Source organism: Legionella sp. 227, from assembly GCF_043161935.1.
GTDB classification, from domain to species: Bacteria; Pseudomonadota; Gammaproteobacteria; order Legionellales; family Legionellaceae; genus Legionella; species Legionella sheltonii.
In genome coordinates this window covers 3,205,311-3,228,496 of record NZ_CP171154.1, presented here as the reverse complement: position 1 = coordinate 3,228,496, position 23,186 = coordinate 3,205,311, and the positions used below count along the sequence as shown (strand labels likewise).

Sequence of the window (23,186 nt, the reverse complement as noted above, 5' to 3'; positions counted from 1 at the left end):
TTGATTAATTAAAAATGAGTCATCACGATATAAATGTTGAAACGTTGATTATAGTGGCTATTTGGAATCAGCCCGCTATTTTTCAGGGATGTTTTAAAGTCTCCGCTCTTTATTCGCAACATGAAGAGTATTTTCTTTTCCGATGTGAAGTACGTAATTCTCAACAACAGGACTTTATAGAACGCGAATTTTGTCCTGATAACTATTATTTCACTCATTTTTACGCTCAAGAACAGCTGGTTCACTTGGATATGAACAATGAATCTCTGGAATATGCTTTATATCTATTGAAATACTCGCTTTATATCACAGTAAAAGAAATGCTGATTAATACCCCTCAAAAGCAGCATTTTCTTTCTATGGACGATATGTTTGTGGACTCTTTATTCGAGAAGATAAAACCAATCTTGAATAAAGATCCCTTATGGGATGAATCCATGAACGAGATAGGTTTTGCTGTAGCGATGGATTTTTGTCCCCGCGAAAAAATGGGTGAGACTGCAGTACAAATCCTTTTAAGTGGTTTAGTTAATCACGAATTTACAGAGAAGAAGGTTCACTAATTAAAATTGACTAGAATTTAGAGCAGATTATATCGGTAAAATTAAAATTTCATTCCAAATAGAATAGCAGGGGAGACTCATGGCACAAAACCCAGGCTAACAGATTCTAATCTGGGTTTTTCTTCTTATTAGACAACCTCAACATGAATCATGTCATCATCAATACGAACAGGATAAATCTTTAAGTTTTTGGGTTTGCTCAGCTTACCAAGTAGCGTTCCAACTGCTGGTGGCCACGGCGACCAACATTCGGGATTACCTGTTGTTAGATTAAATGCACTTTTATGAAAAGGGCACACGATAGTATTTTCATCTGTAATTGTCCCTTTAGATAGTGGTGATTTAAAATGGGGGCATTGGGAGGCAATGGCATGTACTTTATCATTGTGCCAGATCAATAAAATTTTATGGTCATCTATGGTTTCACAGTGACGCCCTTTTTGTTGCAGTTCACTTAATGTAATTGTTTGTTTCCAAGACATAGGATTAGATCTCTTGTTATTTAAATTATTTTCTCTTTTAGAAGAACTATCACAAATTTCTTTGTTAATAATATCTTAATCAAGAAATTATATAATTTAAACCTTTATTTAATCTCATCCACATCAACTATGTTTAAAATAACCGAATCAAAATTATCGACCTCTAATGTGGTGCTATTTATTCCGTTCACAGTCAGTGAAAATAATTTCTCTTTATATATTAGAGCATTGGACTGGAGAAATAATTTACGTTCCTCAGAAAAGATGGGCGCTACAATTCCACGTGTAGTGATTTATCGTCACCCAGATGAAAATGAAGAAGATTATGAGTTGTATGATGGAGCCCAATTTAAATTCAACCCGCAAAACGTACCTGCTAATACGGTCATTTACATTCTTGCTGATGGTACAGGCGATCCTGATTATGTAATAAATGTTAATCAAACCTTTTATGAACGTTTAGGACAAGAACCATATCAACTATCAATTGATGCAGTAGCTTGGCGCATGAAACAATGTGGCCTTACACCCGAATTAGCACAAAATCTTAAGGCAATTAATTTATATATTTGTGACGAAAATATGACTAATGATCGATTAGCTACTTATTTTGCGCAAGAGTTAGGTGAGCAGTATAAAGATCTAACCATTAATTATTATTCTGCGACAGTTTATGTCCCTCGACCCATAGTCACTGATCAAGGTGAAAAACGAATAAAAAAAACAGCTTACTTTAATATTCAGCTTGAAGACGGCAAAACACGATTAGTTAAGGCTGGTTATGCTCATGAACATAAACACTCAATAAAAGTTAGCGATGTTCTAGCTCAGGAGAGAAGCATCAACTATTCAGCAGATTCAAGAGAAGCTAAAGCGCTATCGCTTCCAACTTTTAGAGAGCTATCACTTACATCTTCCTCAGTAGTCATTGAAGAAATTCCTGATATCGGGAGTATGCCAATTGGTGTGGATCAAGAGTATCAATCAGGAAAGGTCACTTTTTCTGACGATAATACAGCGCATGAAGAAGATATTGTGTGTGAAGTAGACATTAGAAGACTTACATTGGAGGCGTCGCAAAGTAAATATCAAATCGTTAAGACGAATCAATGTACGACTGTTTTAGTATGGCAAGATAGATCCATTTTCTCTTTTTTTAAATGTGCAGAGACGGTAAACAAAAAAAATGACGAGGCCTTAAATCACGATTTATCGAACCGGTAATCTTTTGGGTTAAGAATTAAGAAGGGCTTCATTCTCGATAGTTCAATAATCAACTAAGTCTGATTATTTTGATAATCAGACTTAGTTGATTATACTATCCCGTGGTTACAAGTCATAAGTGCAAGCGCCTTTTTATAACATAGCGTTCATTTCCATCTTCATTTCATGGCGCTGATTTCTTTCATAAAAACTTCATTTGGTGATGCATAACCAAGACTTCTACGTGGTCTATTATTTAATTGGTCTGCGATAAAAGCAAGGTATTCATCTGTGATACCAGTAAAACTTGAACCTTTCTTTAGATATTGTCTGACCAGACCATTTGTATTTTCGTTCAATCCACGTTCCCATGATGAATATGGATGAGCAAAATAAAAATCTGTATTGAGTTCCTTGCTGATATTTTCATGATAAGCGAACTCTGAGCCGTTGTCTGCTGTGATAGTAAATACAGAGCCAGAGAAATCCTTTAATCCAGCTATTGTTGCTTCAGAGACCTTTGCGGCAGTTTTTGTTTCGACTTTTTTAAGAATGGTTTTTTTGGAAACACGTTCAACAATACTCACCACTGCTTGCTTCCGTTGTTTGCCAATGATGGTATCAATTTCCCAATCCCCGATTCGCTTTTTTTCTTTAACGATAACAGGTCTATCATCAATAAAACGCCTGTTTTTAATGGGTCCTTGTCGCTTTGGACTGCCATAGCGTTTACGGTATTTTTTATTCTGGTGACGTAGATGAAGATATAATTTTCGCGTTTATTTTTATCCTGTAATATGAATTGGGAAATCCATTCGCCGCTAATAATGAAAAGATTATGCTTCTTTGCATAACCACTAATTTGGTCTGGGCTCCAGTTTTGTTGAAGCTTCTCGCGAACAAAACTTTTGGCATAATCAGTAAATTTTATAAATTTATTTTTGTTTTTATGTCGCTGATTAGCATTGCTTTGAGCATAGTCAGGTTTATATTGCCATGATCCAAGCCTTGTGCGTACAAAGGTGATATTGCGTTTTAATTCCCGGCTGATGGTTGATTCGTGTACTCCGATTTCTTTAGCAATGCTGCGTTGCGTATACCCTGCTTTCCAAAAAGCTAAAATCTGACATCTTTGTAAATAAATTAAATGTTTATAACCCATTTCGTACAAATTCCATTTGAAAATTAACCGATAGAATTATATCAACTAGATTGGTTAATTAATAAACAAAACTTGCACTTAAAACTTGGATCTAAGATTCATAGTAATTATGTGAGCACGTTTTTGATCAAAATAAGCTCACAGAATATGTGTTTATAAATCTAGCAACCAATGAATCCCCCTTTTCTATTAGAAATTTTAAAGCTACGCACAAACTCCTTTATTCTATCCATAGTTTTCATCCATTATTGAATACTTTAAATATTATCTTAGAAAAGATCCTTTAATATAGATAATCAGACTTAGTTGAATATTCATAGCATTTGCTACACTAAAATATAAGTCGCGTTTCTCCGTTAATTCGCAGATAGACTTATGGAATTCTTTTTTAATTAACAAAGCCGGCGTAACTGGCTAGAATAGTTTCTTTAAGAGGAGTGAGTATAGATTGAGGTTTTATCTGGCTTAACCACTTCAAGTTCAAAGCGTTCTTGCTTAATTGCAAAGAACCCTAATGCCTGATGTCCTTGTTCTTTTTCTTTAGTTGCTCCTTTTGCAAAATTTTCTGCGCGGGTTTGCGCAATATTGATGTATTTAGTTACTATCTCATCACATTGTTCTCGATAGCGCTCCAGATTTTCCTCTGAATGAGGCATGCTCAAGGCAGTTAATTCTTTTAGTGCTTTGGCATAATACCAATTATCGCTTTTCATGTGGTTATTAATTTCCACTATCATTTCGTTAGGGAAGTTGTAAAAAAAAGGATTGCAGTGAGCGCCAAGTTGAAGTTCTTGATACAAAAAATTGGTTTCAGGTTGATTAATTAATTTTTGTAGGCATTGGGTTTGAATTTCTTTAATTGCTTCTAAACAGCCCCAATAGGGAACCTTTATTTGGAGATCCTTAGGTAAGAGCTCTTTAATCCTGGTGTATTCTTTGAAGTCATCCGTATCGATGACAATCTGTTCCAATTGGTTACAGCCAGAAAATGCACATATACCAATCGAGTTCAACCCCGCTGGCAGAGTGATGGTGGTTAAACTCGTACAGCCAGCAAATGCAAATCCATCAATCAATTTCAATCCCTCTGGGAGGGTAATCGCAGCTAAGCTCGTACAACGATTAAATGCACTTGCACCAATCAAGTTCAATCCCGCTGGTAGAGTGATGGTGGTTAAGTTTGTACAGCCAGAAAATGTACTTGGGCTGATCGAGTTTAGCCCCGCTGGCAGAGTGATGGTGGTTAAACTCGTACAGTAAGCAAATGCAAATCCACCAATCGAGTTCAATCCCTCTGGGAGGGTAATCGCAGCTAAGCTCTTGCAATGATTAAATGCACTTCCACAAATGGATTTCAGCCCCGCTGGCAGAGTAATAGTTCCATCGCTTTGTAAATCTTCGTTCAAAACTTCAATTAAAAAACCATTTCTTTCAATCATAGCAAACCAAGTTGGAAAACATTTGCCTAATATACCATTTTTGAATCAGATTGTGTTCAGGTTAGACCCTGCCTTGCAAAATTCTTGAAAGAAAATCCTATCCCTAAATTCCCTTGGTTAAACATTTTAAGGCTCCTCTTCATCATTTTACTTTTGTTGCCCAAAGGCTTTGCCTAACCAGTCTTTGTCTCTTGCAATGTATAAAGAGTTTGAGTAAGCTGCAATAAAAATGAACAAGGACTTTAACAATGAGAGAGCAAAAAGAATTATTTTTTCAGGAAAAGATTCAGGAAATCAATGAAGTCATCGAAGATTCAGAGGCGTCTGTAGAGCGAGCTGTGCGTATGGCACGAAGCACTCGAGAAATAGGGGCAGATACTGTAGAGGCCTTAGAGGGGCAATCAAAAAAAATTCAAAAAATAGAAAAAATTACAGAAAATATACAAAATAAGGCTGAACAGGCAGAAGAAAGTATTTTAAACATAAAAACTTATGGCTTATCTCGCTTTTTTCCTCCCATGCCTGATTTTTTGAAACACCCCTTCAGTCGCAAGTCAAAAGATGAACCACCAAGACACTCAACTCTGACTCAATCTATTAAGCAGGGACTGACAAGACATCATGAACCTAAACTTAAACCGCAATATAATGAACCAGTTGATAGAACTTTATTAGATGAAAAACATTTAGAGCTGTTTGATAAGACCAATGAGGGGCTTGATGAGTTAGGTGAAATTATCGATGATTTGAATCAATTGGCAAGGGAGCAAGGCAAAGAAATAACGTGGCAGAATGAACATCTAGACCAGCTTAAACCAAAGATAGAAATGGCAACAGAAACTGTAACTTATGAAACTCGGCGTGCTGGAATGTTATAGAATTAATTACAGCAAGCGTAGGTCTGCCCAACATGGTGCTAATGAAAGTTAGATAGGACTATTTCTTTTAGCTTATGAGTGGGAAACTGCATTAAGGATTTTATTAGCACTTGGTGTACATGATAACTTCTACCGGGATCTCAAGAGAAAGTAATTTACTAGGGAAGCTAGGTACTTCATCTCTTGGCCTGCGTTTAGCAACTTTTCGTTATAAGCAGCCCCTATAAAAACAGCAAAGGATTTGCAGATTTGTCAGATCTTTATGTCTTGAAGTTCAATCTAAAATAATGGGTTCGATATTAAGTTGTACATCGTAATGTTCTTTGATTTTCAATTGAATCCAATCTGCAAATTTCAATAATTCTGTTTGATAGGCGCCGCCATAATTTACCATAACCAATGCATGCTGCTGGTAAATCCCAACATTTCCTTGTCGCAATCCTTTCAGACCCAAACTATCAATCAGCCACCCTGCTGATACTTTGATTTTCTCGGGATTAGGTGTTGGAAAAACCGGTAAATTAGGATTTTGAATACATAACTTCTGCGCCATTTCTTTAGGTATGATAGGATTATGAAAAAAACTACCTGCATTACCTAACTCCTTGGGGTCAGGCAATTTACTTTGACGAATACTAATGATTATGTTGCGAAGGTCATATGGTGTTGGATGAGTTAAAGAATAGAGTCTTTGCGCTACATCGCCGTATTTTGTATTAAGATTGGGCTCCGTTAATAGAGTAAAACTGACGCTAATAACAATAAAACGCCAATTGTTTTTTAAAAAACTGTTCCGATAACTAAATTGACATTCGCTGCTGCTAAGGCTAATTAGTTTTCCAGCTTGAAGATCATAGACCACAACTTCTTTGATAAAATCTTTAACCTCGACTCCATACGCACCGATATTCTGAATTGGCGATGCACCCACCGTACCAGGGATTAAGCTTAAATTTTCCAACCCAAAAGCACCATGCTGGATACAATAAGCGACAAACTCATCCCAGTTCTCACCAGCCATTGCCGTAACAATCTTTTCTTGGCCAAAATCAGTAATTGTGATACCACGTAACTTATTATGAATAACTAAACCTTGATATATGGCGGGTAAAATTAAATTACTCCCTCCTCCCAAAATAAAGAACTTGGGATAATTAGAAATAATCGCTCTGATTTCATCTAATTGTTCGACTTGATTTAAGACAATATAATGAGAGGCTACTGATTTTAGGTGCAATGTGTTTAAAGGTGTTAAATCAATATTCTCTAGAATATTCAGCATTGTTTACTTATCAGTTGTGTATTAATTACTGATTATCGCGAATTTAATGGGCAGGCGCAATTGGTTTAACCTATTGCGTACATAATCACCACTTTTATAATCAATTTTTTAGGTTTTAAAAATAAAGAAATTGATATTCTTAGTAAAACAAAAATCATTGATTGCTAAATCGTCATATGAACGAAATAATCATCACATATCCTGTCTAAAGTTATTGAAATTTTGATTTTCCGGTAAGTTCTCAAGTATATGATTAAACAGCTCCAAGTGTTTCTTAATCACATTTCCGTAAAGCCTGGAAGTAGTCAATGCGCCAATATCAGTCTCAGTTAATTGCATTTCCATCGGTATTTGATCAAGATTATCTTGCATATTCAAAGCATAAATCAGTTTATTTGCTGCTGTTATTTTTTGTTCAGCACTATAACCAAATTTAAGAGTGATTATCTTTGTACGATGGTGAGATGCTAAATCGTGCCCCCCTGCCTCGGATGTGCGCGTGGCAATATATTTTTCCAAATCTTCTATAAATTTTTCGTTTGGATCCTTTTGGGCTATTGATGTTTGGGGTTGGGCTTCTTTCTGAGGTGTGCTTGTCCCCGCCCCTACACTATTCTCTTGATAATCGTTGACCTGCTCATTAGTCGTTTCCTGTTCTTTTTCCTGTTCTTTTTCCTGTTTCTTTCCAGCGGTTGAATCCGGATCAACTCGTTCTTCTTTACGAGAAAGCACTAAATCTTTTAATTGTTTTGCAGCGTAAGCAAGATAGAGGTTATAGCTGTTCTTATCGTTATTATGAAACATTGCGTCCCTTTTTTTACAAGCCTCTTCACAGCCTCGCAACCATTTCTCGCTGAAAGCATCCAATTTATTGATTAAATTCTGATTATGTTCAGCGGTCTTAGGATCGCCTTTCAATTCCGCTCTTCTTTTCGATTCCATCAATAATTGTCTCAGATTATTAGGGGTTGGTTGACCTGAGGAGGTCTCCACTTTTTTTCCCATCAGCTTTTGGTAAAATTTTATAAATTGATCGCTTGGTGCGTATTGCATCACATCGGGTGGAGGAATAAAAACATAATTTAGCTGATCCTTTTCATCATAAAGCGGAATTCTTAAACTGTCTTCAGATAGCGCTTTGCCATTATTTTGCAATAGTTTTTTAAGATATAGAACACTAAGCGCACCGCGATGGCTTCGATTGACCTGCTGGTCAGGGATTCCTTCATCAGGGAAAAAGTCCGTTCTCGGAGAAAAAAAAGCTGCAGAGTTTAATCTCCCATCAGTGTGATATAAGATTGACTTTACAGGTTGGTCGAGCCACTCTACTGGTTTAATAATATCATGTTTGGTAATTATGACGGCTTCCCAATGTGTTTGTCGTCTGATTCCTTTGCCACGCTCATTGTTTGTAAATACATATCCAACCATCTCCTTTTCACCAAGGGACTTTTGGATAGCAAGAATTTCATCTATTGCTTGCTCTTTTGTTAAGCAACAAGTGAGCATTTTTACTTTAAAATCTTTACTCAAACGTTCTCTTCGTTTTTCTAATTTAGCTTTATCTTGAACAGATAATTTTGTTTGGCAAAAAGTCTCTATCTCGTGTCTTTGCTCTGGATTTAGATCTTTTTTTAATCGGTTGTTTTCCAGAAATCCTTTAGATTTGAGAAAACTATAAAGCTCATGTAAATCTTTAGTTGAAAGGTGTGTAGATGACTTTAAAACAGCAGAATCACTGAATTCGCATATTTTTAAAAAATTATAGTACGGTTGCGTTTTAGCGGTTACTGCATCAAGTTGAGCAGCAAGACCATTAATATTACCTAGCAGAATGTGCCTATTAAAATCTCCATTCCTTATCAAACGAATACCATGTTTTTCTCCATAATGAGCAAAAATCTCTCCCAGATCTTCAAAATTAAGTTGGGTTTCATGCGCATCGAAGTTGTCTCCTCCGATTGGCGAAGCCTGGAATTGTGCTTTTCGTTTAGTTTTTTCTCTCATGATAACTCCGTCGAAAGACATACTTTGGAATGAGATATTTTTTTGGGATCATCCGAATTTTGGACTGATGCTTATTATTATAGTATGCCTAATCAAATTACCCATAAATCGCCTGAATTATAGGCTCATGGTGGTATTCAAAAATTTAAATGATGACCTAGGAATAAAATTAGTATCAAAGAATAGAATAACTAAAATTGAACAACAGTCAGTAACCTAAAGTCCACGTTAAACAACTAGCATTTGCCTCCTAACGTTGGAGCTAGGTTTCGATTGTTGGGATTTGTCGAACGCAGATTCGCGCGATTTAAATTATGAGCAAAAGTACTCAGATTTTGTCTTTTGTTATAACATATGCAACATAATTCAAACCTACTAAAACTTTGTGTATGCCAGGTCAACCAATTCCCGAACAGCAGCTGATTGAGCTATTAAAAAATCACTACGCGATCAATGCAAAAGATATTCTGCCGCTTCAATTAGGCGCTGACATGAATGCATTGGTATACAAAGTAAATGATTCGGCTAATTCCTATTTTTTAAAACTTAAATACGGTAACCATGAAGAAACCCACATGGATGTTATTAAGTTACTGCATGATTCACACGTAAAGGAAATTATTTTTCCCGTTTGTTCAGTTGATGGCAAATTATTCATACAATTAAATGACTTTAAAATCATTGTTTATCCTTTTATTGAGGGTCACAATGGATTCCAGCAGGTATTAACTAAAAATCAGTGGATCAAGTTAGGAAAAACATTAAAGCAAATTCATACATTATCCATACCGCTTGCTCTTCAAAAATCACTAAGAAAAGAAACCTATTCTCCAAAATGGCGCGAAATTGTTAAATCTTTATACTCTCAAATAGAATCAGATACATCCACCAGTACAACGACTATAGATTTTAAAAATTATTATCTAAAACAATTCGATTCGATTAATCGACTCGTTAATTCGGCAGAAGAATTGGTGAAACAAATACAATTTGATGCACATGATTACGTCTTGTGTCATGCAGATATACATGCCGGAAACATTTTAATGACTTCGGATGAATCATTTTACATTATTGATTGGGACGACCCCATGATGGCTCCCAAAGAACGCGATCTTATGTTTATAGGCGGTGGCGTTGGCAATGTTTGGAATTTATCTGCAGAAGTAGCTTATTTTTATGAAGGCTATGGTGAGGTTATTATCAATAAATCGGTTTTGTCTTATTACAGGCATGAACGAATTATCGAGGATATCGCTCTTTATGGACTCGATTTGCTTTCACCCAATCAAAGCGATCAATTAAAACGAGTGAGTCTAGAGCATTTTAAATCGATGTTTGAACCCAATGGTGTTCTAGATATAGCATTTCAAGATATTTTTTAAAAATTAGAATATTTTTTTCTGTTATGCCCCCTATCGTTCCTCTCGCACTGCAATTCCAGTTGTATAGCTGATTCTAATGCGATGGGTCAACTCAATTGTTCTATAGAATTTTTAACATCAGAATAGGCTGTATCTCTTAATACATTTCCATGAGCGCTAATAAGATGTTTGAATCTCAATTGTAATAAAGAGTCGAAATCAGCCTTATGAACTCCTGTCGCATTAAGCCATATAGGTGAAATTCGTGCTTTTGCTATTTCTCCATGAGATAACGCCATTTTTGCAGTATCTTCACTAAAGAATTCATCAATTTCAACCCAATTCTTTATGCTGTCACAAGTAATAATAATACCCTCATGATCTTCAATATATATGAAGCCCTCAAAGGGAGATGAGCTTTTGAACATGAAAAAATGGCTGTTTTTTATTGGTAGTTCATCCTTGTCCTGTAAATATCGTACACTATGAGATTTTTCTTCAGTAGGAACAGACCATAGGCTGGCGTGAGATCTATCTACATAAAATTGATCATCTCTTCCATGAAATGCCCCAATGCTCAAAACATGTTTGACGGTACCTAATTTATCAAGAGCTTGTAATCCAATTTCATTCAATCGTACGGTATTAACTAGGGTTAAGGCCCCGTTCGATTCAATAATTGTCATATTTCTACTGTGCTGAATCTTTCTATCATCAAAATAAGTGATGTTAGTACCACGGACAACATAGATACCTTCAAATACTTCAATTATATCGCCATGAGGCCATGCTGGAGAGTATTTGGACATAATTGCACTCCTGTCACTTCAAGATAGTTATCTGTGCGTTTAATGATACTTGAGTATCACCAGCTATACTATGTAGTAGACAAAAAGGAACTATCAAAGAGAAATGAGATGATCTTTAAGTTAGGCAAGGAAGCCACATTACTCCTTATAGAAGGTTCTAAAAAGGCCATTCCTTTTAATATTATTTTGGCCTCGTTGCTCGCTCTTATTTTATATCATCAGGTCCCCTTCTTACTCATTAGTGCTTGGTATTGCGGAATATTAATCATTAGTTTTATTAGATGGAATTTGTGTAGACAAATTATTAAGAACGATTTATATCAAGGAGAAAAGCAATCCATTTTAATCAAGTTTATTTTACTCACTCTACTAATGGGTATTGCATGGGGGGCTTGCTACTTAATTTCCTTAGCTTATGTAACTGAACTCTATGAGTTCATTATTATTTTAGTATTTGGCGGAATGAGCGCTGGTTCAATTGCGACACTCTCTGTTTGTTTACCAGCATATTATGCTTATATAGTTCCCATGTTTTTGCCAGTAATTGCCTATAATTATTCAGTTCTGGACATGGACAGAGCCCTTTTGGCGACTATGTTTTTATTGTTTGTTGTGATGCTTCTTATTGCTGCAAAAATTAATATGAAATTATTGCATAAAACATTTCAATTATCCCAAGAAAGAGAAACATTGATTTATGAGTTACAAATTATATCGATAACAGATCCTTTAACGGGGCTATATAACAGAAGACATTTTGAGTTTTTATTACCGCAGGAGCTTCAACGCGCCAAACGCAATAGATATCCTTTAAATCTTATCTCTATGGATGTTGATAATTTTAAATTAATTAATGACAATTTTGGCCATCCTTATGGTGATAAATTTTTAATCGGTATTGCGGAACTTCTCAATAGTGTTTGTCAACGAACAAATGATACGCTTTTCCGGCTTGGCGGCGATGAGTTTGCTGCAATTCTTGCCAATCAGCCTCTTGAAGAAGCCCTCTCTGTATGTCAAACAATAAACGGTTTATTTCAAAAAAAAATAGTTCATGCTGATGATTCCAATATTAATGATCAGACCATTTTGGAGCAAGTGACATTAAGTATAGGGATTGTTAATATTCATTTTGATTATTCATCGAATATTGAAACCGTGATTAACCTTGCTGATAAGGCACTATATCAAGCTAAAAAAGGAGGCAAAAATCAAATAATAATTGAGCGCTTGCATTAGTTGAAATTCTCCATAAAAGTTTAAAAAAATATAAAAATATCTCTCTTTCTGGGTTGCATGAGAGTAAGTTTTTTATATTCGCATTCTCTATAAATAAATGTCATTATGCAAAATTGAAAAGCCACTTTTTTTTCAATAAAAAATAGAACTGAGTACTTGAAAAACAAATAGTTTAATATAAGATACAGATTAGACAGCTCTAAGTGTGTGATTTTTCATCGTTTTTTTGATATAAAAGAAATAAGGCTTTTATGATTCAAGTAAATGTTTGGCTTTCAACAACGCAAATTTTTGGCAAACGGATAAAAAACCGATTTTTTGGTCCATTATTAGCCTCCGATGGAGATGAAAATATCGGGCATGCTAACTTTTACATGGAGCTTAATGAGCGCTCGCGCGGCTTCGCAAAACTAGAAGATAATCCAAGCCATTTTTTTGTAAAAAAGAGTCTTAGTTATGTACCTGAACTGGTTGAAGGTAATGCGGGCAAATATTATAGACGAAAAACCCTCAGAAGCGTTGAAGTAACCCACAGTTTCTGGCCCAAGAGTACCCCCTCAAGAAGTCAATTGGCTCAAGATTTTTTCCATTTTTTGCATCTTGCACCGAAATGTAAAGGAGTTAAGCCAGAAATATCTGATCATGAATCCGATATGCAAAGAGAAGTAATTGGCAAAGGCTCAACGCATCCCATTGAACATCCCTACTATCAAGAGGGTCTAAAAAAAGTCGATAAAGATAAAAAAGAAAACCTTGATAAAATCGTTAAAACTTGGAACTTAGATAGTGATTTAGACAATAAAAAAAATATTCTAGCACAACTTAATACGTTACTATCAAAACAGCACGAATTAATTAGTTTACGAGATGACCTGAGTAAACGCTGTCAAAAGGCACTGGATGAACTCAAGGAAAAAACAGATAATTTAACCAATAAGTTAGTTAAAAATAATCAAAAAATCACTTTTCTTCATAAGAAATCAAGTATCTTAGAAAAAATTTACAATCCTGCGAATAACACCTATAAGGAAATGAAGTCTGTAATTCAAATGCTTGATATGTTGCAAAAGGAGAATCTAGAGCTGTCCGAGGAGTTAGCTGAGCTCGAAAAAATGAGAATACAAAAACAAAGTGCTTATCAAGAACAAATGCAAGAAAATCAAACTGAAATCGATCAGGTTGATAAAGAAATGAGTCGACTTCAAGTCCAACTTGGTGATCTCAATGAAAAATTGCAAAATATAGATGAAACGAAGATAGCGGCATTAAAATCAGAGATCAATGAACGTGCAGATTTTCTTTCCCGTCAAGAAATGTCAATAAAAACACTATACAAAACTGATGGACGACACCCGGACCATTCGATAAGTCTCCCTACCAGTGAGTGTGGATTACGTTATTTCGTTGATGAGTTAGCAGTGATTAAAGCCATGGAAAACGAAAGAAATGAAAATTATATGCTAATCAAAAATAATTGTGCGAAAAGTGTCAAACGTTGTTTATTGGCTGGCATTGATCATTTACGAACAGTACTACCTAAGAGTTTTTTTAAGTATCAACCTATTGAAACCACTAACGGAGTATATAAGTGGGCTAGAGCACTGGAACAAGAACTAACGAAGCTAAATATGAAACTTAATGTAGATGAAACGTCTCCATGCATAGATGTAAATGAAGAAAACGACGTTCAACGTTCAATCCGAATATTTTAACAAAATATAAAGTAAGTTTGCCTAGAGCTCTTGCATCCGGAATTTGTCCCCTATCCTGGATGCAAGCCGTTAATTTTAGATTGATTTGTTATACATAGCGAGAAAGAACATGATCTTGATGATGTTCCTCATCATGAATAATAAGCGTGTTGTTTTTTTGTTCTCCGAGCATGAGCTTTTTAACCAGTTGAAAGATAGAGTATGTATCATTGGAATACTCTAAAGAACGAAAAAAGTCTCTTTCTTTTTTTAAGAAATGGTTTGGATTATTTAAAATACAGAGTCCCAAGCTCTTTTTTTGTGCAGGATCCAAATCGTTAATGATACTTTCCAATCCTAAAAGATATCCATTTTTGCGTTCTTTAAGAGAAAGGTCTTGAAACAATTTTTCTTGCAGCCATTGATCAATCTCGGCACCAGTTTTATTTTTGACAGTAAAATCATCACTTGAAAAATATCGAGTAGTTCTTTGCTGCTTCTTTAAACTGCGAATCGCATTTTGTAATAGAGGCTCTATATCATCAACTATCGACTTTAAAGGAACTCGTCCTTTATCTATTAGAGTAGTCAATATTTCCAATTGAACCTCTTTTTTGTCAAATATATCTATTTTATTGCCCGTAACCTCAAGGTATTCCCTTAAAACATCGCCAATTTCTTTCTCACTGATAGACAAATTATTTAAGGCAATGGCCCCTATTTTTGCTGATACTTCAAACAAAGTAGCAGGTTTTTTATGAGAATTAAGACCAAAATATGTAATATCTTTTAAGGGTTGAAATTGTGCTTTTTTAATGTGCCCGTGAGATTGCGCTGAATTTCCTATAATATAAAGTTTCCTATAATTTTCCTGGAAGTTTCTCAGTTCATCTGCAGTAGGCGTTTCATCCAGAAGCAATTTGGTGAGAATCATTTTCAATTCATAAGCACAGCTTCTTTGCTCACGTGCAAAGCTGGCACTTCGCGACAAATTACCTGTACGACTAGAATAATAGGTACTCAAATCAAAGGGCAATAAATCTTCAAACTCAATATTTGAATGTCGTGGATTTTGTAAATTCAAAAATGACCGTAGGGTTCGATTTTGTTTATCTATATATTTAATATTTAAACTAAAGCTTCCTTTCCCTCCGGGTATCCATTCGAGATAAAGTTTTCCTATCTTTGCTTTGACCCAGTAGCGACCATTATCTTTTGGCGGTACGACAAAATCTTCATCTTGAAATAATTTAGATGGCAAATCCATCTCACTCAATTGTGGCAGATCACGTATCCTATATGAAATGAGAGGAACTTCCACATAATTGTTTCCGATTTTCCGAGAAGTTTTGCACCACTCATAACTTGATATTCGCAAATCTCTAAATTTTGTCATTTCTCACCCTTTTTTGACTATGGTGAGCATAATTTATGCTATATGGGCGATTTTGATAATACAGTACTTTCGAAATTTAAATTTTCCAAAATGGAAATAATTTTAAAGAGACAAATAGATAAAATTGCTTTCAATCAACTCTCATTGTTGTTTATTTAAATTTCAAGCACTAATGCATTAGGACGCAACCATGACTTTCCAATTCAAATAACCAATTTGGATATTCAAACTTTTTATTACATCTTAAATCCAACTTTTCTAGCTTTTTGAGTTTTAATATACTCATAGGCAATTCGGTTAACTGATTGTTTCTTAAGTCTAAGTAAATCAGCTCCGACAAATTTCCTATCTCATCTATAAGTGAATTTAAATTATTATTACGTAAATTTAAAATTTTTAGTGAATCCAAAAACCCTAAAGTCTGAGGAACCTGTTCTATTTGATTATCAGAGCAATCAAGAATCCTTAACTCGGTCAAATGACCAATTTCATATGGAAGATTTTTAATTTGGTTATTCATCAAGTGCAATTCTCTGATCTTGTTACATTCTCCTATCGAACTTGGTATTGTACTGATTTGGTTATTATAAATTCGAAGCTCTATCAAGCTCTCCAAACCACCCATATCTTCAGGTAATTGTTTTATTTTATTACCAGAAAAATTTAAATACTCTAATCGACGCAACTGAGTAACTACATTTGGAATCATAGAGAACTCATTATCTGCCATATATAAATATTTTGTTAAAGGAAGTTTATATAAGTTATCGGGTAATGCAGAAAGTTTATTGCCATTCATATCTAAAGTTTCTAGCTTTTCTAAAGCCTCTATTTGCTCCGATATTGAGTTGATATTGTTTGCTGAAGCATTTAAATGGCGTAATGATTTGATAGTCCAGATTTCATCAGACAGTTCTTTTAATTGATTATTATAAAGACTGATACTTTCTAAAAAGTTTAAATGGCCCAATTCATTAGGAAGGCGTTCCAAATTTTGATTGTCTAAGTTTAAGCGATTTTTAAAAATATATTGTTTTAACATGGGATTAGCACTCGCTCTAATTAAACAGGAATACTTAGAGTAAATTTTTTCTCAAAATGTAACTGGTATAACCCATAAAATTATCAGGTAATGTGGCAATTACTTGATACCCCAGTTTTTGATAGAAACCCTTTGCTTGGAATTCTGCAGTATCCAGTTGAATCATTTGGCAGTGATTTTCTTTTGCGAATACATCTAGTTGTTCAAACAATTCACGTCCTAATCCCTGGCGACGATATTGCTCATGGATCCAAACGGTGAATACTCGACACAGCTTACCAAAGATATCTCCTTTAATTCCGCCAAGAACTTCCGATACCTCATTTTGTGCATGGATAATAAAAGGTTTTGCTTCATAATTGCCAATAATCGATTCATTAAATTTTTTTAAATTTTCATAAATGATTTTAGCAACAACATCATTTTCTTTAAAATCAGTAATGATTTTAAATGGCTCACTCATTCATATCTCCTACTCGATAAATTCGCGATTTTAATTCATCTTACAATGAAATGTGTTGTTTTATGTAGTAAATCGATTGGCACTAAACGGCAATGGATCAACGATTAAGTCCTCTTTGGTCATCATTTCAGCAAGTAAACGACCTGTAATAGGTCCCAAAGTCAAACCATGATGTGCGTGTCCAAATGCAAACCAAAGTCCCTTATGTCGGGGAGCTGGGCCAATAATGGGGAGCATATCAGGAGTACATGGCCTACACCCCATCCAGGGAGATTCATCAATTCGCGTGGTAATTGGGAAAAGCGTACGAGCTATAGGTTCTACCAAATCAAGCTGCACCGGAGTTTTTTTTGAGTCGCGTGTGGCAAATTCTGCGCCTGTTGTAAGACGAATCCCCCTTGCCATGGGCGCGATTAAATAACCATTTTCTATATCAAGTACAGGATGATACAGGTGTGCATTTTGCCCTTTTGCATAATGCATGTGATATCCACGTTTCACTGCCAGTGGAAAACGATATCCTAGCCTTGAGCATAAAACATCGGACCAGGGTCCTAATGCAATCACAGCAGCGTCCGCATGGATTAGCCCCTGCACTGTTTGAACGGTCCATTGATTGGATAAAGTGAATGCATCGCCAAAAAAGAACTGGCCACCAAGGTGTTCAAAATATTTTGCGTAGGCAGATACCAACGCGCCAGGGTCGCTTACAGTTTCTGAGTCCACATAGCGAAGAGCGCTTAATAATGATTTATCGAGCTCGGGCTCAACCTCATGTAATGCAGATGAATCAAGGAACTCAAATTGGATGCCATACTCCGATTTGCACTGCTCAGCAAATTGAAGTTCAGCATCTTGTTTTTTTGAGGTTCTAAACACTTTAATCCATCCTCCTGACCGCAACAAATGTCGCGCTTTTGCAGCATTGGCAAGAAAGTGATGTTCATTCACACTATGTTGGATTAAGGTTTCATAAGATTTTGCAATCTTTGCATGACGATAAGAATGAGAGTTAACCCAATATTTCCACAAGAAAGGTGCCAGTTTGAGTATCGATTTGGGATGATATCGGACATCAGGAGAGTAGTTCAAAGCATACTTAATGAGCGAAGCAATATCTCTTGGAAATGCATAGGGGTATACTCCTTCACGCTGGATTAAGCCTGCGTTACCAAAAGATGTCTCATTTCCTGGCGATTTCAAATCGATCAAAGCTACGGAGCGTCCTCGCATTTGCAAATGAGTTGCAATCGATACTCCGACAATTCCACTGCCAAGAATAATGACATCAAATTTCATAAAACATAAACTCCATTAGCTGAAGAAAAAATAATATTATTGCGCTAGTTATACGAGCTTATAACTTATTCATTATGAAAATTAAATAAGGGTCACCTAATTTTTAATAAAGGAAGATAGCACGCGTTAGTCCTACCCATATGCATTATAAAAGCACAATTCCAAGATAGGTTAGGTATAAAATTCCATTCAAAAGCAATGCACCTACTTTAATCCCATGTGCTGAAATATTAAACCTTAACCATGCTGTTGCCAGGTAAGTGATGAGGATGCCAGTGAGTACTATCCTGGAGGGTTGCCAAGGTGTTAAAAGTATTCCTAATGCAGGTAGTAATGTTCCCTGAAAAACCATCGCACCACATATATTACCAAAGCCTAGAGTATCTTGGCCTTTGCGTACCCAAATCACACTGTTTACCTTTTCCGGCAATTCAGTTGCTATAGGAATAATAAGCAATGATAAAAGCAAAACAGGTACACCAATAAAGTCTGCCACTTCATGTACTCCCTCAATGAACCCTTTTGCACTAAATACTAATAAAATCAAACCCAAAAGTAATTGAATCAGGATTGTTGTCAGATTGGTTTTTAGGCCTAGCCGGTTTAGAAGCAAGGGCTCATTCGTGATGACAGCATGTCCATCTTTGACTAAAGCTTTGGATGCGCTCAATGTAAGTAATAAATAGATAAAATAAAGAGAAATGAGAGTAACACTAAATAAAATACGTATATAGTTTGGCTTTAGAGGAAGAAACATTGCTAAAGCACCGAATGTAAATGCGACTAAGAAAAAATTCAAATCTCTCTTAAATCCAGTAACTTCTGGTGCAATGTATCCCTTAATACCCCGTTTTTTAATTACTGAAAAAGCCATGATAAACGTTGATAAGGTAGATAACATTAGTGGAGCACCTAAAATTGCTCCTACACTAATTTCTTCATTAATTTGTCGATCAGAAGTCCCAGCAATAATTGCCAAAAGGGGTACGGTTGTTTCTGGAAGTGCTGTAGAAATCGCTGCGAATATTGAACCGGTGACACCAGTTGAAATGTTTATTCTTTCACCAAAATATTCCAGCGCATTAGAGAATAATTGCGCTGATATTAAGATAAGAACGAGCATAACTAATAGTTCAAACCACATGTACATAGATATCCCTTATAATTACAGCTAAATTATCATCCTGAATAGGCAACAAAAACATGCCATTCTTCTCTAAAGACAGAGAGGATATTGTATATCACTCCCTCTATTATTTAAGTGCCGCGGACATTCTGATGATCTTAATCAAATGCAAGTTTCTTCATATAGGTCGGAGCAAAAAGCGATCAATAGGCTCAAGAGAATTGTAAAAAAAAACTTAATGATCTTTATAATCCAAAGCAATTAAAATGCAAGGTCCGCCAGCTATGATATTGATTTTATGTTGCTTACAGTTTTGAATGGCGTTATTACTTTCTGCACCTGGTTGCATCCAAATATTTTTAATGCCCTTTTGAATTGCATTTTCAACAACTTTCTCTGTAACTGCAGGTGGGGTGATGATGGAAATACTTTCTACCTCATCTGGCAAATCTCGTACTGAAGGGAAAACAGACAATCCTTCAATTTGATCTTCCTGAGGATTTACTGGATAAACTTTTTTACCATTTTGTAAATAACAACGTAAAACCTTATTTCCATATTTTCCACGATTGGATGAGGCACCAATCACAGCAAATGCTTTTGACTTAAAAAATGCATCCATTTGATCATTTATCATAGTGTCTTATTTAAAAAATTAGGCATTTAACTAGTTTAGCAGTGAATAGTGATTCACGGTATCTTTGATGACTATCCGTTTAATATGTATAAAATTTTTAACAGTATTTTTCTCTTATTATTTTAAGGATTCATCTTCGCTATCGCGCAAAATTTTCTCAACCCAGGTTTTTAATTTAGTATAGTGCGAACCCTCCCAATAAATTTTTTTGCACGATTGGCACCGCATGAATGTTTCATAATATTTTTGTGCTAACTTAGGAACATCTGCGATAATTGTAGTTTTTTCAATTCTTTTCAGCTTTCCATTACACGCGAGACATCGAGTAAATGGATGGCACTGTTTTTTTAACTGAAACTGATGCAACACTTCCTCCACCTGCTGTTGAGGATTGGTATGGTGTATCCAATGCCCATGCGTAATGCTTTTATTTTTCAAAATCCCGATATCACGTGTTAACACAATTCGATGTTCATTAATACTGCACTGAATGATAAACTCATCCGTTAAATTATTTGCATAAACCACATCAAATCCGAGTAAACGCAAATACTTAGCGAGTTTTCCAAGATGCACATCCAGAATAAAGCGAGGTTTTCTCAGTGGTTTGGGGTGTAGTCGAATTAATTCACTGACATCAAAAGCTTCAAAAACAGGATATACGGAAATTAAATCTTTATCTTGGACAAGATAGTTAAAATCAACTGATATTCCATTGACTAATATCACTTCGATTTCAGTATGTGGAATCCCAAGCGATTCAATAAGATCTTTAATCGACGTTTTTTGTGCTACGGTATGAATAAACTGCGTTTTACGCTTTTCTGGTGGGAGAAAATCATTTAATTCTTCATAAAACCGTAACTGGATGGAAATCATAGGCTGATTATATTATTCACCTTGCTATAATTTATGGCATAAAAATGTGAAAAATAAAAATGATGTAAAAAGATGAGCTGAAGCGCAGCAAGTCATCCGAGTATAGCGAGGGATCTCCAAGTCGTAGCACGGTGTTACGATGGGAGATCCCTCGTACGCTCGGGATGAAACGATTTGTTGCGTTCCGAGGACCAGAAATGAATGCAGAATCTTAAAAAATAGAGTTGGCCTTTTAAAAACGTTGTGCGGATGGTTCCAATCGATCTAACGCTTGAAAAGGAAGCATCCATCCAGGATATTCAGGTGGTAAGGCACTCACCTCATCTAACTGTTTTAGTTCTTCAACTGATAATTTTAGTTTCACAGCCTGTAAATTATCCTCTAACTGTTCTATACGCTTGGCTCCAATAATAACAGAGGTTACAGCAGGTCTGCTAAGCACCCAGGCTAATGAAACACGAGCAACACTACAATTATGGTTTGCTGCTATTGGTCTGAGCACATCAAGAATTTTCCAAGCCCTTTCCTTATCGACAAGGGGAAAATCAAAGCTGGAACGACGAGCGTGTTCTGGTGTTTGATTTTCACGGCTGAATTTACCTGAAAGTAAGCCACCAGCAAGTGGACTCCATACCAGCAGCCCCGTTTTTTCGGCTTCCAATAGAGGTATAATTTCTCGTTCTAAATCTCGTCCAGCCAAGGAATAATAGGCTTGCAACGTATCAAAGCGGGCCAGGTTTTTAAATTGAGAAATTCCCAATGCTTTTGCAATTTTCCATGCTTGCCAGTTAGAACACCCGATATAGCGAACTTTTCCTTGTTGGACTAACGCATCCAGTGCTCGCAGAGTTTCTTCGATTGGGGTAATGGGATCATTTCCATGGATTTGATACAAATCAATATATTCAGTATTCAGTCGACGAAGACTTGCATCAACAGCATCCATAATATGCCCCCGAGAGGCCCCTATATCATTGTAACCTTGCCCTACTCTTCCATATACTTTGGTTGCGATCACTACGTCTTTGCGTGCGATATTAAGGTTTTTTAAAGAGTTCCCTAAAAGACGCTCGCTTTCTCCTTCGGAGTAAATATCCGCAGTGTCAAAAAAATTTATCCCTGCATCTATAGAAGCTTTGATGAGCTTATCTACACCTGCTTGGTCAACCGCCCCAACTGTTTCCCAAAATCCTTTTCCCCCAAAAGTCATTGTTCCTAAACAAAGAGTAGAAACAAGCAAGCCTGTATTTCCTAAGGTTTTGTATTCCATAGCACTATCTCCAATCGAATAATTCATGAATTGATATTGCACCAACTAATTGTGCCGTGCTCCAAATATTGCAAGCCCTTGAGTCCGAAACCAGTATTTGTCATCTCCCACAACATAGGTTTTTAACTGAGGTATCTCTTGAATAGATGAATAACCTGTTGTTAAAAAATAACTTTTCCCTAAAATAGAGTATTCTTTAGTATTCCGTGAGGGAGTTACCAGAATGTGTCCATCAGGAATAATTTTGATTAATTGTTCAATAAAACCTACTATTTCTTTTTCCTTTTCTAACCCATTTTCAACACCAAGCAAATATGGGACAAAAGCAGTATCAAACGTTTGAGTTCTATCACTCATAAGCAGTTGATCTATTGTCCCTACATGGAATTGAATGTTTCTATCGAGTTCATAATTACTTTGGCTTTTGGAGCGAACGGCATGTTGAACCAATGTCACCATGTAGTGAATATAAGTTCTTCTTAATGAATTCGGCAGTATTAACCAGGATAGAAAATTAGTGAGTTTTCCACTGGATAAAGGGATTAAAGGAGGATACCAGGAGGTCAGTGCAGCGAATAATTCACCAATTGAAGGAAGTGGATTTCCATGATTATCATATTCACGATAAAGATAATATTTTTTAAATGCTTTCATCCAAGCAATTGTAACGGGATCTTTATCATAGGCAGTAACGGCTTTTGCACCTGCTTGAGCCAATAGAAAACTACTATTTCCATATCCAGGAATGACCAAGACATTTTTTCCCTCGATCTCTCCTCGAAGATCATATCTATCTTTTCGATCTCCTGCCAATGCGGATGCGATATAGCGTTCAGCGCCCATTGGATAAATTTGCACTTCTTTATTATCAGAAAGTCTTGTTATACGCCTGTCTAAGATCCATTTTTTTTCTTGTTTACTTAAAATGGTTTCAGTAGCTGACATAAAATTCCTA

General features: G+C 35.8%; 21 protein-coding genes and 2 pseudogenes. 7 read left to right on the top strand and 16 right to left on the bottom strand.

Annotated features, from left to right (window positions below; translation table 11 throughout):
• Window positions 1–14: 14 nt before the first annotated feature.
• Complete coding sequence (locus ACF8MK_RS14045; RefSeq protein ID WP_392537178.1) at window positions 15–563, top strand: hypothetical protein; 549 nt, start codon at window positions 15–17, stop codon at window positions 561–563.
• 128 nt (window positions 564–691) lie between these two features.
• Here the strand turns inward: ACF8MK_RS14045 and ACF8MK_RS14040 are convergent, their stop codons facing one another.
• Entirely contained in the window at window positions 692–1,045 is a 354-nt protein-coding gene (locus ACF8MK_RS14040) for a Rieske (2Fe-2S) protein (protein ID WP_392537177.1), read from the bottom strand.
• A gap of 129 nt (window positions 1,046–1,174) precedes the next feature.
• On the opposite strand from ACF8MK_RS14040, the gene ACF8MK_RS14035 reads away from it, so the two are divergent.
• Window positions 1,175–2,269: a hypothetical protein gene (locus ACF8MK_RS14035; protein WP_392537176.1), complete on the top strand. Its 1,095-nt coding sequence runs from the start codon at window positions 1,175–1,177 to the stop codon at window positions 2,267–2,269.
• Window positions 2,270–2,427: 158 nt separating this feature from the next.
• Here ACF8MK_RS14035 and ACF8MK_RS14030 read toward each other — a convergent pair.
• From ACF8MK_RS14030 to ACF8MK_RS14020, 3 genes and pseudogenes are all read right to left on the bottom strand, one after another.
• Window positions 2,428–2,964, bottom strand: a pseudogene (locus tag ACF8MK_RS14030) (IS30 family transposase); the annotation flags it as partial.
• A 362-nt stretch (window positions 2,965–3,326) separates the two neighbouring features.
• Window positions 3,327–3,410 (bottom strand): annotated as a pseudogene (locus ACF8MK_RS14025) (hypothetical protein); the annotation flags it as partial.
• A gap of 428 nt (window positions 3,411–3,838) precedes the next feature.
• Complete coding sequence (locus tag ACF8MK_RS14020; protein WP_392537175.1) at window positions 3,839–4,849, bottom strand: leucine-rich repeat domain-containing protein; 1,011 nt, start codon at window positions 4,847–4,849, stop codon at window positions 3,839–3,841.
• A 248-nt stretch (window positions 4,850–5,097) separates the two neighbouring features.
• Here ACF8MK_RS14020 and ACF8MK_RS14015 point away from each other — a divergent pair, with 248 nt between their 5' ends.
• Both ACF8MK_RS14015 and ACF8MK_RS14010 read left to right on the top strand, forming a co-directional pair.
• Window positions 5,098–5,727 carry a hypothetical protein gene (locus tag ACF8MK_RS14015; protein ID WP_392537174.1) on the top strand — a complete coding sequence of 210 codons (630 nt, stop codon included), beginning with the start codon at window positions 5,098–5,100 and terminating at the stop codon, window positions 5,725–5,727.
• Window positions 5,728–5,779: 52 nt separating this feature from the next.
• Window positions 5,780–5,881, top strand: a complete 102-nt coding sequence (locus tag ACF8MK_RS14010) for a type II toxin-antitoxin system RelE/ParE family toxin (protein ID WP_392538971.1) — start codon at window positions 5,780–5,782, stop codon at window positions 5,879–5,881.
• Between the two features lie 120 nt (window positions 5,882–6,001).
• Here the strand turns inward: ACF8MK_RS14010 and murB are convergent, their stop codons facing one another.
• Entirely contained in the window at window positions 6,002–7,009 is a 1,008-nt protein-coding gene (gene murB / locus ACF8MK_RS14005) for a UDP-N-acetylmuramate dehydrogenase (protein WP_392537173.1), read from the bottom strand.
• A 192-nt stretch (window positions 7,010–7,201) separates the two neighbouring features.
• Complete coding sequence (locus tag ACF8MK_RS14000) at window positions 7,202–9,016, bottom strand: hypothetical protein (RefSeq protein WP_392537172.1); 1,815 nt, start codon at window positions 9,014–9,016, stop codon at window positions 7,202–7,204.
• A 389-nt stretch (window positions 9,017–9,405) separates the two neighbouring features.
• Here ACF8MK_RS14000 and ACF8MK_RS13995 point away from each other — a divergent pair, with 389 nt between their 5' ends.
• The gene (locus ACF8MK_RS13995) at window positions 9,406–10,401 is read left to right on the top strand and encodes a phosphotransferase (RefSeq protein WP_392537171.1); all 996 of its coding nucleotides are present in this window, start codon (window positions 9,406–9,408) and stop codon (window positions 10,399–10,401) included.
• A gap of 86 nt (window positions 10,402–10,487) precedes the next feature.
• Here ACF8MK_RS13995 and ACF8MK_RS13990 read toward each other — a convergent pair whose 3' ends face one another.
• Window positions 10,488–11,189 (bottom strand): hypothetical protein, encoded by a 702-nt coding sequence (locus ACF8MK_RS13990; RefSeq protein WP_392537170.1) that lies wholly within the window; start codon window positions 11,187–11,189, stop codon window positions 10,488–10,490.
• 108 nt (window positions 11,190–11,297) lie between these two features.
• Here ACF8MK_RS13990 and ACF8MK_RS13985 point away from each other — a divergent pair, with 108 nt between their 5' ends.
• Both ACF8MK_RS13985 and ACF8MK_RS13980 read left to right on the top strand, forming a co-directional pair.
• Window positions 11,298–12,428, top strand: a complete 1,131-nt coding sequence (locus tag ACF8MK_RS13985; RefSeq protein WP_392537169.1) for a GGDEF domain-containing protein — start codon at window positions 11,298–11,300, stop codon at window positions 12,426–12,428.
• A 251-nt stretch (window positions 12,429–12,679) separates the two neighbouring features.
• The gene (locus tag ACF8MK_RS13980) at window positions 12,680–14,140 is read left to right on the top strand and encodes a coiled-coil domain-containing protein (protein WP_392537168.1); all 1,461 of its coding nucleotides are present in this window, start codon (window positions 12,680–12,682) and stop codon (window positions 14,138–14,140) included.
• An 88-nt stretch (window positions 14,141–14,228) separates the two neighbouring features.
• Here ACF8MK_RS13980 and ACF8MK_RS13975 read toward each other — a convergent pair whose 3' ends face one another.
• The 9 genes from ACF8MK_RS13975 to ACF8MK_RS13935 all read right to left on the bottom strand — a co-directional run bounded on the left by ACF8MK_RS13975 (window position 14,229) and on the right by ACF8MK_RS13935 (window position 23,176).
• Window positions 14,229–15,515, bottom strand: a complete 1,287-nt coding sequence (locus ACF8MK_RS13975; protein ID WP_392537167.1) for a hypothetical protein — start codon at window positions 15,513–15,515, stop codon at window positions 14,229–14,231.
• A 169-nt stretch (window positions 15,516–15,684) separates the two neighbouring features.
• Window positions 15,685–16,557, bottom strand: coding sequence for a leucine-rich repeat domain-containing protein (locus ACF8MK_RS13970; protein ID WP_392537166.1), 873 nt, complete (start codon window positions 16,555–16,557; stop codon window positions 15,685–15,687).
• A gap of 34 nt (window positions 16,558–16,591) precedes the next feature.
• Window positions 16,592–17,020 carry a GNAT family N-acetyltransferase gene (locus ACF8MK_RS13965; protein ID WP_392537165.1) on the bottom strand — a complete coding sequence of 143 codons (429 nt, stop codon included), beginning with the start codon at window positions 17,018–17,020 and terminating at the stop codon, window positions 16,592–16,594.
• A 60-nt stretch (window positions 17,021–17,080) separates the two neighbouring features.
• On the bottom strand, window positions 17,081–18,319 hold the full coding sequence (locus ACF8MK_RS13960; RefSeq protein ID WP_392537164.1) for an NAD(P)/FAD-dependent oxidoreductase: 1,239 nt from the start codon (window positions 18,317–18,319) through the stop codon (window positions 17,081–17,083).
• Window positions 18,320–18,464: 145 nt separating this feature from the next.
• Window positions 18,465–19,463 carry a sodium:calcium antiporter gene (locus ACF8MK_RS13955; protein ID WP_392537163.1) on the bottom strand — a complete coding sequence of 333 codons (999 nt, stop codon included), beginning with the start codon at window positions 19,461–19,463 and terminating at the stop codon, window positions 18,465–18,467.
• A gap of 217 nt (window positions 19,464–19,680) precedes the next feature.
• Window positions 19,681–20,082 (bottom strand): CoA-binding protein, encoded by a 402-nt coding sequence (locus ACF8MK_RS13950; RefSeq protein WP_392537162.1) that lies wholly within the window; start codon window positions 20,080–20,082, stop codon window positions 19,681–19,683.
• Between the two features lie 117 nt (window positions 20,083–20,199).
• Complete coding sequence (locus ACF8MK_RS13945; protein ID WP_392537161.1) at window positions 20,200–20,961, bottom strand: Mut7-C RNAse domain-containing protein; 762 nt, start codon at window positions 20,959–20,961, stop codon at window positions 20,200–20,202.
• Between the two features lie 232 nt (window positions 20,962–21,193).
• Complete coding sequence (locus ACF8MK_RS13940; protein WP_392537160.1) at window positions 21,194–22,231, bottom strand: aldo/keto reductase; 1,038 nt, start codon at window positions 22,229–22,231, stop codon at window positions 21,194–21,196.
• A gap of 45 nt (window positions 22,232–22,276) precedes the next feature.
• Window positions 22,277–23,176, bottom strand: a complete 900-nt coding sequence (locus ACF8MK_RS13935) for an ABC transporter permease (RefSeq protein ID WP_392537159.1) — start codon at window positions 23,174–23,176, stop codon at window positions 22,277–22,279.
• Window positions 23,177–23,186: the final 10 nt, after the last annotated feature.

Coding starts and splice junctions, on each gene's coding strand:
- ACF8MK_RS14045 (WP_392537178.1), top strand. CDS start 15: ATGAGTCATCACGATATAAATGTTGAAACGTTGATTATAGTGGCTATT.
- ACF8MK_RS14040 (WP_392537177.1), bottom strand. CDS start 1,045: ATGTCTTGGAAACAAACAATTACATTAAGTGAACTGCAACAAAAAGGG.
- ACF8MK_RS14035 (WP_392537176.1), top strand. CDS start 1,175: ATGTTTAAAATAACCGAATCAAAATTATCGACCTCTAATGTGGTGCTA.
- ACF8MK_RS14020 (WP_392537175.1), bottom strand. CDS start 4,849: ATGATTGAAAGAAATGGTTTTTTAATTGAAGTTTTGAACGAAGATTTA.
- ACF8MK_RS14015 (WP_392537174.1), top strand. CDS start 5,098: ATGAGAGAGCAAAAAGAATTATTTTTTCAGGAAAAGATTCAGGAAATC.
- murB (WP_392537173.1), bottom strand. CDS start 7,009: ATGCTGAATATTCTAGAGAATATTGATTTAACACCTTTAAACACATTG.
- ACF8MK_RS14000 (WP_392537172.1), bottom strand. CDS start 9,016: ATGAGAGAAAAAACTAAACGAAAAGCACAATTCCAGGCTTCGCCAATC.
- ACF8MK_RS13995 (WP_392537171.1), top strand. CDS start 9,406: ATGCCAGGTCAACCAATTCCCGAACAGCAGCTGATTGAGCTATTAAAA.
- ACF8MK_RS13990 (WP_392537170.1), bottom strand. CDS start 11,189: ATGTCCAAATACTCTCCAGCATGGCCTCATGGCGATATAATTGAAGTA.
- ACF8MK_RS13985 (WP_392537169.1), top strand. CDS start 11,298: ATGATCTTTAAGTTAGGCAAGGAAGCCACATTACTCCTTATAGAAGGT.
- ACF8MK_RS13980 (WP_392537168.1), top strand. CDS start 12,680: ATGATTCAAGTAAATGTTTGGCTTTCAACAACGCAAATTTTTGGCAAA.
- ACF8MK_RS13975 (WP_392537167.1), bottom strand. CDS start 15,515: ATGACAAAATTTAGAGATTTGCGAATATCAAGTTATGAGTGGTGCAAA.
- ACF8MK_RS13970 (WP_392537166.1), bottom strand. CDS start 16,557: ATGTTAAAACAATATATTTTTAAAAATCGCTTAAACTTAGACAATCAA.
- ACF8MK_RS13965 (WP_392537165.1), bottom strand. CDS start 17,020: ATGAGTGAGCCATTTAAAATCATTACTGATTTTAAAGAAAATGATGTT.
- ACF8MK_RS13960 (WP_392537164.1), bottom strand. CDS start 18,319: ATGAAATTTGATGTCATTATTCTTGGCAGTGGAATTGTCGGAGTATCG.
- ACF8MK_RS13955 (WP_392537163.1), bottom strand. CDS start 19,463: ATGTGGTTTGAACTATTAGTTATGCTCGTTCTTATCTTAATATCAGCG.
- ACF8MK_RS13950 (WP_392537162.1), bottom strand. CDS start 20,082: ATGATAAATGATCAAATGGATGCATTTTTTAAGTCAAAAGCATTTGCT.
- ACF8MK_RS13945 (WP_392537161.1), bottom strand. CDS start 20,961: ATGATTTCCATCCAGTTACGGTTTTATGAAGAATTAAATGATTTTCTC.
- ACF8MK_RS13940 (WP_392537160.1), bottom strand. CDS start 22,231: ATGGAATACAAAACCTTAGGAAATACAGGCTTGCTTGTTTCTACTCTT.
- ACF8MK_RS13935 (WP_392537159.1), bottom strand. CDS start 23,176: ATGTCAGCTACTGAAACCATTTTAAGTAAACAAGAAAAAAAATGGATC.